Raw genomic sequence first — 11716 nt, forward strand, 5'->3', positions numbered from 1 at the left:
GGTGTCAGTCCTCCAGTTCGCTGGCGTCGTCCACGTAGCGCAGGCCCTTCTCGGCTAGGCGTGGGCGCATGTTGTAGATGTCCAGGCCCAGCTCGCCGCTGGCCAGGCGCAGGCGCTTGCTCTCTTCCAGGTCGGCACGCTTGCGGGCGGCCTCGACCACGGCCGGCAGCTCGGCGCGACGCACCACCACCACGCCGTCGTCGTCGGCCAGCACCACATCGCCGGGCTCTACCAGCTGGCCGGCGCAGATCACCGGGATGTTAACCGAACCCAGGGTCTCCTTGATGGTGCCTTGGGCGTGAACCGCCTTGGACCACACGTGGAAGCCCATTTCACGCAGGGTGTGGGTGTCACGCACGCCGGCTTCCAGAATCAGGCCGCGCACACCGCGGGCTTGCAAGGAAGTGGCCAGCAGGTCGCCAAAGTAACCGTCGGTGCAGGGCGAGCTGGGCGCCACCACCAGGATGTCACCGGCCTGGCACTGCTCCACGGCGACGTGGAACATCCAGTTGTCGCCAGGGGCCACCAGCACGGTAACCGCCGAGCCGCTGATGGCCACGCCTTGCTGGATGGGGCGCATGAACGGCGCCAGCAGGCCCTTGCGGCCCTGGGCTTCGTGCACGGTGGCCACGCCGTACTGGCGCAACTCGTCGATCAGGGCGCTGTCGGCACGCTGGATATTACGGACTACGACGCCGGTCTTTCCTACGAGGCTCATCCCAGGTTCTCCGTCACGCGAGGGAAGATGCTCTGGTAGCCCTCGCCGTAGATGATGTCTTTCTTCGCGGTGATGCCGATGTTGCGCTTGGCCTGCACGCCACGTTGCAGGGCCACGCGGGTGTAGTACTCCCACAGGTGTTCCTGGCCGGCCATGCACTGGATGGCGGCGTACTTCTGGTCCCACACCTCGGTGATGTCCAGCAGCACGTCGGGCTTCCACTCGCACTGCTCGGGCTGGTGCGGCTCGAAGCTGTACACGGGCGGTGCGCCGACGATCTTCTCGCCCGGCTTGTAGCCTTCGGCCTGGGCGATGATGCGCGCTTCCTGGGCCAGGTGGGTGGCCAGCGGGTGGTCGTAGTTGTAGGGGTCCTTGAGCGAGTGGCTGAGCACGAACTCCGGCTGCACGCGGCGGAACACGTCGGCCAGGCGGAACAGGGTGTCGGTGTCGGCGCGCATCGGGTAGTCGCCGATGTCGAAGAACTCGACGGTGGCGCCCAGCACCTCGGCGGCGGCCTCGGCTTCCTGGCGACGGCCGGCCTTGACGATTTCCTCGGTCATGCCCGGGCCCTTGCGCCACATTTTCGCCGACTCGCCACGCTCGCCGAACGACAGGCAGACGATGTGCACGTCGTAGCCTTGCTTGGCGTGCAGGGCGATGGCACCGCCGGCGCGCCAGACGAAGTCGGCGGAGTGGGCGCTGACCACCAGGGCGGTCTTGTTGGTGTTGGCAGACATGGTGGGCTCCTGTGTTGGGAATGGCTTCATCCTGTCACCCGGCCTTGGCGGGGAATATTGCCTTCGGTTACGCTAGGTATACTTTTTATTTATCGGGACCTGCGCCATGGTCGACGAACTGCCCAACCTGCTGCAGGTCCGCGCCTTTGTGCGCGTGGCCGAACACGGCAGTATCTCCCGCGCCTCGACCCTGATGTTTCGCGCCCAATCGGTGGTCACCCGGGCCATTCGCGACCTGGAGGTGCGCCTAGACGTGCCGCTGTTCGAGCGCCACGCGAGCGGCATGCTGCTGACCGACCAGGGCAAGCGCGTGCTGGCCCGGGCGCGGCGCACCCTGGCGGAGCTGGAGAGCGTGCCGGCGCTGCTGGGCAACGTCGCCGGCCATGCCGCCGAACCGCTGTACCTGCTCAACGCCCGGCGCCTGGAGCTGTTCATCGCCCTGTGCCAGACCCGCCACATGCAGACCGTGGCCAGCCTCTACGGCCTGACGCAGCCGGCGGTGAGCGCGGCGCTGAAGGTGCTGGAGGGCGGCAGCGGCTGCCTGCTGTTCGAACGCTCGTCCCGCGGCCTGCAACCCACCCGCGCCGCCAGCGAGATCCTCGCGCCGCTGCGCCGCGCCCTGAACGAGCTGCGCCACATCGACGCCGACCTGGCCGCCCTGCGCGGTTCGCTGCAGGGCACGGTCAACGTCGGTGCCCTGCCCTTGGGCCGCAACCGCCTGCTGCCAGCCGCCATCGTCGCGCTGACCGCCCAGCACCCGGGCGTGCGGGTGGCCACCAATGAAAGCCCGTTCGAGCTGCTGGCGTCGGAGTTGCGGGCGGGGGATGTGGATTTTGTCTTCGGCGCCCTGCGCCCGGCGGACTTCGCCAGCGACCTGCACGGCGAGGCGCTGCTGACCGAGGCCATGGTGCTGCTGGCCCGCCGCGATCACCCGCTGCAAGGCCAGGCCATCGGCCCGGCCCACCTGCAGAGCATGCGCTGGGTGCTGCCGCGCGCCGGCAGCCCGGCTCGCGGCCTGCTGAACAACCAGTTCGCCGCCTGGGGCTTTGCCGCGCCGTTGCCGGTGGTGGAAAGCGCTGACCTGGCAATCATCCGCGGCCTGCTGCTGGGCTCGGACATGATCGCCGCGGTGTCAGCCCACCAGTTGGGCCACGAGATCGACAGCGGCGAGCTGCAGCCCCTGGACCTGGCGCTGCCGCTCACCGCCCGCCCCATCGGCCTCACCTACCGCAGCGCCGGCCTGCACGCGCCGGCGGCCCAGGCGTTGATGGAGCAGATTCGCGCCGAGGTGGCTCAGCGCTTGCCGGCCACCGAGTAAAGCACCTGCTGGTTGCGGGTCTTCTGGAAGTCTTCCAGGGACAGGCCACGGAAGGCTGCGTAGATGTGCAGGTTGGACACCCCCACCACCGCGCCCAGCTTCTCCAGCAGGAAGAAGATCACGCCGTACTGCAGCAGCCCCAGCCAGTCGCGGCGGCGCACCAGCTCGCGCTCTTCCTCGCTCAACTGGGCGTCTGCGAACAACGCCTCGGGGTCGGCGAGGAACCGCTCGCGGAACGCCGGCACGATCAGCCCGTGCAGGAAGCGGTTTAAGCGGTAGCCCTTGTGGCTGCGCTCCAGGGTGAAGGGGTAGGTGCCGGGCAGGTTTTCCACGCCCTTGAGCTGATGGTCGATGTGCGCGCGGTGGCGCGCCAGCACGTCCACCGGCACCTCGCGGGCTTGGTTTTCCAGGACCAGGGTGGCGATGCCGGTCATCGATGGCAGGTAGTAGCCCTGGTGGCGCTTGATGACGTTGGACGACAGCGCGCCGCGCATGATCAGCCAGGTGATCACCTCCGAGCCTTCCATGCCGCCCAGCTCGGCGTATTCGGCCAGGGTGATGTCGGTGAGGCGCTGCGGGTCGTTCACCAGCAGGTCGAGGAATTGCGCGTCCCATTCCGGGTTGTTGAAGCCGCAACGCTCGCCGTGCACCTGGTGCGATACGCCGCCCGTGGCCACCACGGCGACCTTGATGTCCTCGGGGAAGCTTTCGATGGCGCGGCGCAGGGCCTGGCCCAGCTTGTAGCAGCGCTTGGCGCTGGGGATGGGGAATTGCAGCACGCCCACGTGCAGCGGCACCACTTTCACCGGCCACTCGGTGTCGAACGGCAGCAGCGCCGACATCGGCGAGAACAGGCCGTGGTCCACGGGTTTGTCGCGGAAGAACGACATGTCGAATTCATCGGCCATCAGGCTGCGGCCGATGTGCCGCGACAGCTCGGCATGGCCGCCGATGGCCGGGATGGCGCGCTTGCCACCGCCTTCGTCGGCCACTTCGTAGCGCTCGTCCACGCCCAGGCAGAAGGCCGAGTAGTGGTCGAAGAAGAACGAGGTCACATGGTCGTTGAAGATGTAGAACAACACATCGGGCTGTTTCTCTTCGAGCCAGGCCTTGATCGGCTCGAAATCCTTGAAAATCGGCGCCCACGCCGCTTCTTCCTGCTTGTTGTTGTCTACGGCAAAACCGATGGTAGGCGTGTGGGAAACGGCGAGACCGCCAATGATGCGCGCCATGCAAACCTCTGCTCGCTGGAAATGAAATTCTTGTGATGAGGCAGGCTAACCCAGGCCCCGGCCAGCGTCGTCTGTGTAATGGTTATAGAGGGGTCGTTTTTGTTTATCGCCCTGGCGCATGATGACTATTAACGCAAACGCTCTGGCCTGCGGCTCCCCATAGGCTTAGCCTTGGCACGCAAATTCGTTTTGTGGGAGCTGGCTTGCCAGCGAGCTTTTATGGCCCCAACAACTCGCTGGCAAGCCAGCTCCCACGAACAGCAGCGTCTACGCCATCTGACAGAGCCCCGCCCCATGACCAGCCTCACCGAGCCCGTGCACATGAAGCACCCCACCATGACCCGCGCCATGGTGGCGCTGTTCGCCTTCTGCTGCGGCGCCATCGTCGCCAACATCTACTACGCGCAGCCGATCATCGAGCTGATCGCCCCGGACATCGGCCTGTCGGCCCACGGCGCCAGCCTGATCGTGTCGCTGACGCAGATCGGCTACGCCGCCGGCATCTTCTTCCTGGTGCCGCTGGCCGACCTGCTGGAAAACCGCAAGCTGATGCTCGCCACCACCCTGCTCGCCACGCTCAGCCTGATCGGCGCGGCGCTGAGCCAGCAGCCCAGTGTATTCCTGGTGGTGTCGCTGCTGATCGGCTTCAGTTCGGTGTCGGTGCAGATGCTGATCCCGCTGGCCGCGCACATGGCCGACGAAAGCTCGCGCGGCCGCGTGGTGGGCAGCATCATGGGTGGCTTGCTGGTGGGTATCCTGCTGGCGCGGCCGCTGTCCAGCGTGATCGCCGACCACTTCGGCTGGCGCGCGGTGTTCTACGTCGCCGCCGTGGTAATGGTGGCAATTACCCTGGTGATGGCGCGCACCATCCCCCACCGCCAACCCGACCACAGCGCCAGCTACGGCCAGTTGCTGGCCTCGCTGGGCACCCTGGTGCGCCGCCATCGGCTGCTGCGCCAGCGCTCGCTGTACCAGGGCATGATGTTCGCCACCTTCAGCCTGTTCTGGACCGCCGTGCCGCTTGAGCTTTCGCGGGTGCACGGCCTGAGCCAGAGCCAGATCGCCATTTTCGCCCTGGTGGGGGCTATCGGCGCCATTGCCGCGCCCATCGCCGGGCGCCTGGCCGACGCCGGCCACACCCGCCGCGCCTCGCTGGTGGCCATGGTGCTGGCACCGCTGAGCTTCACCACCGCCCTGCTGCTGCCCGGCCATGCCGTGGTTGCCCTGGCCCTGACCGGGGTGCTGCTGGACTTCGCCGTGCAGATGAACATGGTGCTGGGCCAACGCATCATCTACAGCCTGGACGCCAGCAGCCGCGCCCGCCTGAATGCACTGTACGTGACCAGCATCTTCGTCGGCGGCGCGGTGGGCTCGGCGATCGCCAGCAGCCTGTACGAGGCCGGCGGCTGGGCGTTGATCGTCAAGGTGGGGTGTGCGATTCCACTGGTGGGCCTGGTGGCCTTCCTGTGGAACAGCCGGCTCAAGGCAGCAAAATGACCTTCTGGCTGCTGCCGCCGTTGACATCGGCGTAGGCGGCCAGGCCGTCGGCCAGCGGCACTTCCAGCAGGTCCACGGGCAACGGCAGGGTGCCGCTGTCGAAGTGTTGGCCGAACTGTTCGAGCATGCGCGCGCAGGCGGCGCAGTTGTACAGCAGGCTGTTGACACCCACCAGCACGCCGCCCTTGCGGTACAGGCCCAGCGCCGAGAACTCCACCAGGCCGTTGACCGGCGCGGCAATGATGGCGATGCGGCCGAAGGTGGCCAGGGCGCTGACCGCGGCCGGCAGCCAGAAGCCGGTGGTGTCGAAGATCACCTCGGCGCCGCCGGGGAACACCGCCTCCACCTGGGCCGCCAGGGTCTCGGCCTGGTCCAGCAGAATCACCTCATAGCCCTGGGCCTGCAGCGCCTTGGCCTGCTCCGGGCGACGCACGGCCGCCAGCACCTGGGCGCCGCGCACCCGGGCCAGGGCCATGGCCGCGGTGCCGACCGCGCCGTTGGCGCCCAGCACCAGGAAGCGCGTGCCCTGGGTCACCTGGCTGCGTTCCACCGCATCCCACGCCGTGGTGTAGGGCACGCCCAGGCTGGCGGCCTGGGTGAAACTCAAGGCCTTGGGTTTCAGCGCCACACCGTCGGCGGGCACGGTGAGGTACTGGGCGTGGCTGCCGTCGTGCTTGAAACCCAGGTCGCTGCCGGTGCCCCACACGTCCTGCCCCAGCAGGTGCTGCGGGCCTTCGATGACCACGCCGGCGAAATCGCGGCCCGGCACCCGGGGAAGCGTGGTGTAGGGGAAACGCCCGAGCACATTCTTGACGTCGCTGGGGTTCAGGCCGGCGGCCTTGACCTGCACCAGCACCTGGCCCTGGACGGGCACCGGGGTGGGCAGTTCGACGAGGTTCAGGTTGGCCAGATCACCGGTGCGGTTGAATTGCAGCGCTTTCATGGGGAACTCCCTGGGGTTGATGCCGGGCAGTCTATGGCCGACGGGGCCGGGGTGTCGGTCAAGCGCTTCATCCTGTCGGCCATAACGTCTCCCAAATCCCGCGTAGCAGCCCGCGGTAACTGCTAGAACCTGTGGGAGCTGGCTTGCCAGCGAGCTGTTGGGGCCATAAAAGCTCGCTGGCAAGCCAGCTCCCACAAGTCAGTCCCTGTTACGGGACGCCGGAAGTGAACTGGGAAGGCGCCACGCCTAACGCGCGTTTGAACATGTCGCTGAAGCTGCTGGGCGAATAGCCCATGGTGCGGGCGATGGTGCTCACTGGCACGCCCTGGATCAGCTCGGCTGCCGCCGTGGCCAACTGCACCTGCCGGCGCCATTCGGCGAAGCCCATGCCCAGGCTGGCCTGGAACAGCCGCGCCAGGGTGCGCACGCTGGCGCCGGCGCTGGCGGCGTGCTGCTCGAAGGAAACCTCCAGCGACGGCTGGGCCATCACCGCCTGGCACAGGTTCATCAGCCGCCGGTCGGAGGAATCGGGCAGCGGCACGCGCATGGCGCTGCGACGAGCCTTGTGCAGCTCCAGCACCGCCAGTTGCGCCAGCGCCTGGTAATACTCGCCCTGGCGCTCCGCTTCATGGCCCACCAGGGTCAGGATCAGCTCGCGCAACAGGCTGCCCACCTCCAGCACCTGCACATGGCGGTCGAGGGTGGCGGCAATGGCCGGGCGCAAGTAGATATTGCGCATCTGCAGGTCGGTGACCACGCGAATGCCGTGGGGCACCCCGGGCGGCAGCCACACCGCGCGCTGCGGCGGCACGACCAGCGCCTCGGTTGGGGTTTCCACCCACATCACCCCGCTGACCGCGTACAGCAACTGCCCCCACACATGTTCGTGAGGCTCCACGAACAGCCCGCGCGGGTAAGTGCGCGCCAGCGGCTGCACGGGAATTTCGGTGTTGCTGAGGTCGGGCGGGGTGGCGATGGCCATGGCAGTGCTGACGCAAGAAGACAAGGCACCTAGGGTAACCAACCGCCCCGACGGCGGCCAGTAGCCCTTCGGCGGGTAGCTTCGCAGATGAAAAATTCTTAACCTTTCCAGGTAGATAGTGCGACAGCCCGCCGCAGAGCGGCCGACTGGCCGATCATCGAACCGGTTCGTACATTTTGGCTTGACCCTGGGTAGCGGCTTCAATAGCCTGCCGGGCAACAACTACAAAGACGAGAATCACCCCATGCCTGATAACAACTCGGGCGCAGTGACGATCGCCGCCGCGACTCGTTCCGCTGCTGCCTCTGCCGTGCGCCCCAGCCGTGCCCGCTTTGTAATTTTGACCTTGCTGGCGGTCGGTACCATCATCAACTACCTGGACCGCAGCATCCTCGGGATTGCCGCCCCGACCATGACCGGCGAACTGGGCATCGACCCGGCGCTGATGGGCGTGATGTTCTCCGCCTTCGCCTGGAGCTACGTGCTGGCCCAAGTGCCCGGCGGCGCCCTGCTCGACCGCTTCGGCAGCGGCAAGACCTATTTCGTCGCCGCCAGCGCCTGGTCGCTGACTACCCTGCTGCATGGCCTGGTGAGCGGCTTCGCCTCGCTGATCGGCCTGCGCCTGCTGCTGGGCGTGAGTGAAGCCACCTGCTTCCCCACCAACAGCCGCGTGGTCGCCACCTGGTTCCCGCAGCAGGAACGGGCGCGCGCCACCAGCATCTACACCGTGGGCGAGTACATCGGCCTGGCGTTCCTCAGCCCGCTGCTGTTCATGCTGCTGGCCCACTATGGCTGGCGCTCGCTGTTCGTGCTGACCGGCATCATCGGCCTGGTGTTCGCCCTGGTGTGGAAGATTCGCTACCGCGAGCCGCACGAGTGCACCAGCGTCAACCAGGCGGAACTGGACTACATCGAGGCCGGTGGTGGCCTGGCGCCGAAAGAGCAGAAGAAAACCCCGTTCTCGTGGGCCAGCCTGCGCAAGCTGCTGGGTTACCGGCAGATCTGGGGCGCCTGCCTGGGCCAGTTTGCCGGTAACTCCACCCTGGTATTCTTCCTGACCTGGTTCCCCACCTACCTGTCCACCGAGCGTCACATGGGCTGGATGAAGATGGGCTTCTTCGCCGTGCTGCCGTTCATTGCCGCCGGCTGCGGGGTGATGCTGGGCGGCTGGTTCTCCGACCGCCTGATCCAGCGTACCGGCAACGCCAGCCTGGGCCGCAAACTGCCGATCATCGCCGGCCTGCTGATGGCCAGCAGCATCGTGTTGGCCAACTTCGTGAAAAGCGACCAGGCGGTGATCGCCATCCTGTCCATCGCTTTCTTCGGCCAGGGCATGGTCGGCCTGGGCTGGACGGTGATCTCTGACATCGCCCCGAAAAAACTCATCGGCCTGAGCGCCGGGGTGTTCAACCTGGTGACTGGCATCGCGGGCATCAGCACCCCGCTGGTGATCGGTTTCATCGTTTCCAGCAGCGGTTCGTTCACCGGCGCGCTGTGGTTCATAGGTGGCGTGGCGTTGGCGGGTGCGCTGGCGTACCTGTTCCTGCTGGGTGAAGTGAAACGCCTGGAAGTCTAACCCCCACACCGCTTGCGTAGCCGCTGCCGACAGGCTGCGCTGGCCCTGACGTACACTGGAGATGTCCAGCGTAGGTGATGGCCAGCGCAGCCTGCGGCAGCGGCTACGCATTTCAGCGTCGTAGGGTTAACCGCGCCCCATGTGCTGCACGATATAGTCGACGAAGCTGCGCAGCTTCGGCGACCGGTAGCGCTCCTGGGGGTAGACCAGGTGCATCGGCCGCACCGGCAGGTGCCAGTCCGTCAGCAACGGCAGCAGCCGGCCATCGTCCAGTTCCTCGCGCACCAGCGCATCGGGCAGCATCACGATGCCCAGCCCCGACAACGCCGCGCGCTTCAACGCCGGGGCGCTGTTGACGGCGATGCGCCCGCTGACATCCACCGTCACCTCGCCTTCCGGCCCGGTCAACCGCCAGTGCTTCTGCGTCCAGCGCCATTCGGTGCCGGCCGGGTAGGCGAACGCCAGGCAATCGTGCGCGGCCAGCGCCTGCACCGTCGTCGGCACACCGCGCCGGGCCAGGTAGGCCGGGGCCGCGCACAACGTCAGGCCGTAGTCGTGCAGCGGCCGCGCCACCAGGCTGGAGTTCTCCAGGGTGCCCAGGCGAATGGCGGCGTCGAAGCCCTCCTCCACCAGGTCCACCAGCCGGTCCGTCAGCACCACGTCGAGGTTCACCGCCGGGTTGGCCGCCAGGTAGCCGGCCAGGCAGGGCATCAGGCATTCGGCGCCGAAGGTCGGCGGCGCGCTGACCCGCAAGGTGCCGTGGGGCACGGCCTGCACCTCCTCGGCCAACTGCTCGGCGGCGCTGACCTGGCCGAGTATGTCCAGGCAACGCTGGTAGTAGGCGCTACCAAACTCGGTGAGGCTCTGGCGCCGGGTGGTGCGGCGCAGCAGGCTGACGCCCAGGCGCTGCTCCAGCGCGCGCAAATGGTTGCCCACCATGGTGGTGGACATGCCGCACGCTTCGGCGGCGGCGGTCATGCTGCCGCCCTCCACCACCTGGACGAATACGCCCATGGCCTGAAACAGGTCCATTAGCCACTCCTGCTTGAAAGTCCTTTCAGTGTAGAGCCGTTTATCCCGCCTTGCTGGATAAACATACTGAGCTGGCCCACTACAAGGAGACGGCCCCCATGAATGCCCCCCAAGCCCTGCCCGGCAACCACCCCAGCCTGATGAACAACTACCAGCCGCTGCCCATCAGTTTCACCCGCGGTGAAGGCTGCCGGTTGTGGGACAGCGAGGGCCGCGAGTACCTGGACGCCCTGGCCGGCGTGGCAGTGACCTCGGTGGGCCACAGCCACCCGCGCATCGTCGAGGCGATTCGCGAGCAGGCCGGCCTGCTGCTGCACACCTCCAACCTGTACCGCATCGACTGGCAGGTGCAGCTGGCGCAGCAACTGACGGCGCTGGCCGGCATGCAGCGGGCGTTCTTCTGCAACTCCGGCGCCGAGGCCAACGAAACCGCGCTGAAGCTGGCGAGGCTGCATGCCCAGCGCAAGGGCATCCGCCAGCCGCTGGTGGTGGTGATGGAGAACAGTTTCCATGGCCGCACCTTCGCCACCCTGTCGGCCAGCGACAGCCCCAGCTGCCAGGCCGGCTTCGCGCCGCTGATGGACGGTTTCATCAAGGTGCCGTTCGGCGACGTGCTGGCCATCCAGGCCCTGGCGCAGAGCCACGGCCAACGCATTGCCGCCGTGCTGGTGGAACCGGTGCAGGGCGAAAGCGGCGTGCAGGTGGCGCCCGGTGGCTACCTGGCGGCCCTACGCACCTTGTGCGATGAACAGCACTGGCTGCTGATGCTCGACGAGATCCAGACCGGCCTGGGCCGCACCGGCCGCTGGTTCGCCGGCCAGCATGAAGGCGTGGTGCCCGACGTGATGACCCTGGCCAAGGCCCTGGGCAACGGCGTGCCCATCGGCGCCTGCCTGGCCGCCGGCGCCGCGGCCGAGCTGTTCGGCCCCGGTAGCCACGGCAGCACCTTCGGCGGCAACCCGCTGGCCTGCCGGGTGGCGTGCACGGTGCTGGAGATCATGGAGGAAGAAGGGCTGGTGGCGAACGCCGAGCGCCAGGGCCGGCTGATGCTGGACGAACTGCGCACGGCGTTGAAGGGCCACCCCCAGGTGCTGGCGGTGCGCGGCCACGGCTTGATGATCGGTATCGACCTGGCATTCCCGGCGCGCCACCTGGCGGAGCTGGCCGCGCGTGAGCACGGCGTGCTGATCAACATCGCCCGCGGCCAGACCATCCGCCTGCTGCCACCCCTGACCCTGGACGACGCCACCCGCCAGGCCATGGTCGCGCGGCTGCTGGCGTTGCTGGAATCAGTGCGGTGAATGCCCCGGCGGGCCGATCAGTTCGCGGACCTTGGCCACCACGTCATCGATCTTGAACGGCTTGTCGAACACGGCGGCGAACAGTTGCGGGGTAGCACGGCCAATGCTGCCCTGGGCACCACTCATCAGCAGGATGGGCATGTCCTTGTACAGCGCGTGCTCGCGGATCTTGCGGGCCATTTCCAGACCGTCCATCACCGGCATCATGAAGTCGGTGATCACCAGCGCCGGGCGCTCGCGCTCCAGCACTTCCAGGCCCTTGCGGCCATTGGCTGCCTTGACGACCTCATAGCCCTCATCCTCGAACGCCAGTTCAAGGATGTTGGCAATCATGAATTCGTCGTCGACGATCAGGATAGTGCTCATGTCAGCTCGACCGG

General features: G+C 67.2%; 11 protein-coding genes. 4 read left to right on the forward strand and 7 right to left on the reverse strand.

Annotated elements, in window-relative coordinates; translation table 11 throughout:
* Positions 1 to 4: 4 nt before the first annotated feature.
* Positions 5 to 718 (reverse strand): 4-carboxy-4-hydroxy-2-oxoadipate aldolase/oxaloacetate decarboxylase, encoded by a 714-nt coding sequence (locus AC0J42_RS21840; RefSeq protein WP_473003765.1) that lies wholly within the window; start codon positions 716 to 718, stop codon positions 5 to 7.
* Positions 715 to 1455: a 4-oxalmesaconate hydratase gene (gene galB / locus AC0J42_RS21845; RefSeq protein WP_416425788.1), complete on the reverse strand. Its 741-nt coding sequence runs from the start codon at positions 1453 to 1455 to the stop codon at positions 715 to 717. The genes AC0J42_RS21840 and galB overlap by 4 nt, the downstream gene beginning before the upstream one ends.
* A gap of 106 nt (positions 1456 to 1561) precedes the next feature.
* Between galB and AC0J42_RS21850 the strand changes: the two genes are divergently transcribed.
* Positions 1562 to 2773 (forward strand): LysR family transcriptional regulator, encoded by a 1212-nt coding sequence (locus AC0J42_RS21850; protein WP_473003767.1) that lies wholly within the window; start codon positions 1562 to 1564, stop codon positions 2771 to 2773.
* Here the strand turns inward: AC0J42_RS21850 and AC0J42_RS21855 are convergent.
* Positions 2749 to 4005 (reverse strand): gallate dioxygenase, encoded by a 1257-nt coding sequence (locus tag AC0J42_RS21855; protein ID WP_473003769.1) that lies wholly within the window; start codon positions 4003 to 4005, stop codon positions 2749 to 2751. The two genes, AC0J42_RS21850 and AC0J42_RS21855, sit on opposite strands and share 25 nt — an antisense overlap.
* Positions 4006 to 4299: 294 nt before the next feature.
* Here AC0J42_RS21855 and AC0J42_RS21860 point away from each other — a divergent pair, with 294 nt between their 5' ends.
* Entirely contained in the window at positions 4300 to 5502 is a 1203-nt protein-coding gene (locus tag AC0J42_RS21860) for an MFS transporter (protein ID WP_473003772.1), read from the forward strand.
* Here the strand turns inward: AC0J42_RS21860 and AC0J42_RS21865 are convergent.
* On the reverse strand, positions 5486 to 6445 hold the full coding sequence (locus AC0J42_RS21865) for a quinone oxidoreductase family protein (protein WP_473003775.1): 960 nt from the start codon (positions 6443 to 6445) through the stop codon (positions 5486 to 5488). The two genes, AC0J42_RS21860 and AC0J42_RS21865, sit on opposite strands and share 17 nt — an antisense overlap.
* A gap of 208 nt (positions 6446 to 6653) precedes the next feature.
* Positions 6654 to 7427 (reverse strand): AraC family transcriptional regulator, encoded by a 774-nt coding sequence (locus AC0J42_RS21870; protein WP_473003776.1) that lies wholly within the window; start codon positions 7425 to 7427, stop codon positions 6654 to 6656.
* A 310-nt stretch (positions 7428 to 7737) separates the two neighbouring features.
* On the opposite strand from AC0J42_RS21870, the gene AC0J42_RS21875 reads away from it, so the two are divergent.
* Positions 7738 to 9003 (forward strand): MFS transporter, encoded by a 1266-nt coding sequence (locus AC0J42_RS21875; protein WP_473006893.1) that lies wholly within the window; start codon positions 7738 to 7740, stop codon positions 9001 to 9003.
* A gap of 126 nt (positions 9004 to 9129) precedes the next feature.
* Here AC0J42_RS21875 and AC0J42_RS21880 read toward each other — a convergent pair whose 3' ends face one another.
* Positions 9130 to 10035 carry a LysR family transcriptional regulator gene (locus AC0J42_RS21880; RefSeq protein WP_473003778.1) on the reverse strand — a complete coding sequence of 302 codons (906 nt, stop codon included), beginning with the start codon at positions 10033 to 10035 and terminating at the stop codon, positions 9130 to 9132.
* A gap of 98 nt (positions 10036 to 10133) precedes the next feature.
* On the opposite strand from AC0J42_RS21880, the gene AC0J42_RS21885 reads away from it, so the two are divergent.
* Complete coding sequence (locus tag AC0J42_RS21885; RefSeq protein ID WP_473003779.1) at positions 10134 to 11336, forward strand: acetylornithine/succinylornithine family transaminase; 1203 nt, start codon at positions 10134 to 10136, stop codon at positions 11334 to 11336.
* Here AC0J42_RS21885 and AC0J42_RS21890 read toward each other — a convergent pair.
* Complete coding sequence (locus tag AC0J42_RS21890; RefSeq protein WP_416425800.1) at positions 11325 to 11702, reverse strand: response regulator; 378 nt, start codon at positions 11700 to 11702, stop codon at positions 11325 to 11327. The genes AC0J42_RS21885 and AC0J42_RS21890 overlap by 12 nt on opposite strands.
* Positions 11703 to 11716: the final 14 nt, after the last annotated feature.

This window comes from Pseudomonas sp. Tav-5-1A, assembly GCF_055755055.1.

Bases quoted from the DNA above. Each gene is read 5' to 3' on its own strand.
- AC0J42_RS21840 (WP_473003765.1), bottom strand. From the start codon at position 718: ATGAGCCTCGTAGGAAAGACCGGCGTCGTAGTCCGTAATATCCAGCGT.
- galB (WP_416425788.1), bottom strand. From the start codon at position 1,455: ATGTCTGCCAACACCAACAAGACCGCCCTGGTGGTCAGCGCCCACTCC.
- AC0J42_RS21850 (WP_473003767.1), top strand. From the start codon at position 1,562: ATGGTCGACGAACTGCCCAACCTGCTGCAGGTCCGCGCCTTTGTGCGC.
- AC0J42_RS21855 (WP_473003769.1), bottom strand. From the start codon at position 4,005: ATGGCGCGCATCATTGGCGGTCTCGCCGTTTCCCACACGCCTACCATC.
- AC0J42_RS21860 (WP_473003772.1), top strand. From the start codon at position 4,300: ATGACCAGCCTCACCGAGCCCGTGCACATGAAGCACCCCACCATGACC.
- AC0J42_RS21865 (WP_473003775.1), bottom strand. From the start codon at position 6,445: ATGAAAGCGCTGCAATTCAACCGCACCGGTGATCTGGCCAACCTGAAC.
- AC0J42_RS21870 (WP_473003776.1), bottom strand. From the start codon at position 7,427: ATGGCCATCGCCACCCCGCCCGACCTCAGCAACACCGAAATTCCCGTG.
- AC0J42_RS21880 (WP_473003778.1), bottom strand. From the start codon at position 10,035: ATGGACCTGTTTCAGGCCATGGGCGTATTCGTCCAGGTGGTGGAGGGC.
- AC0J42_RS21885 (WP_473003779.1), top strand. From the start codon at position 10,134: ATGAATGCCCCCCAAGCCCTGCCCGGCAACCACCCCAGCCTGATGAAC.
- AC0J42_RS21890 (WP_416425800.1), bottom strand. From the start codon at position 11,702: ATGAGCACTATCCTGATCGTCGACGACGAATTCATGATTGCCAACATC.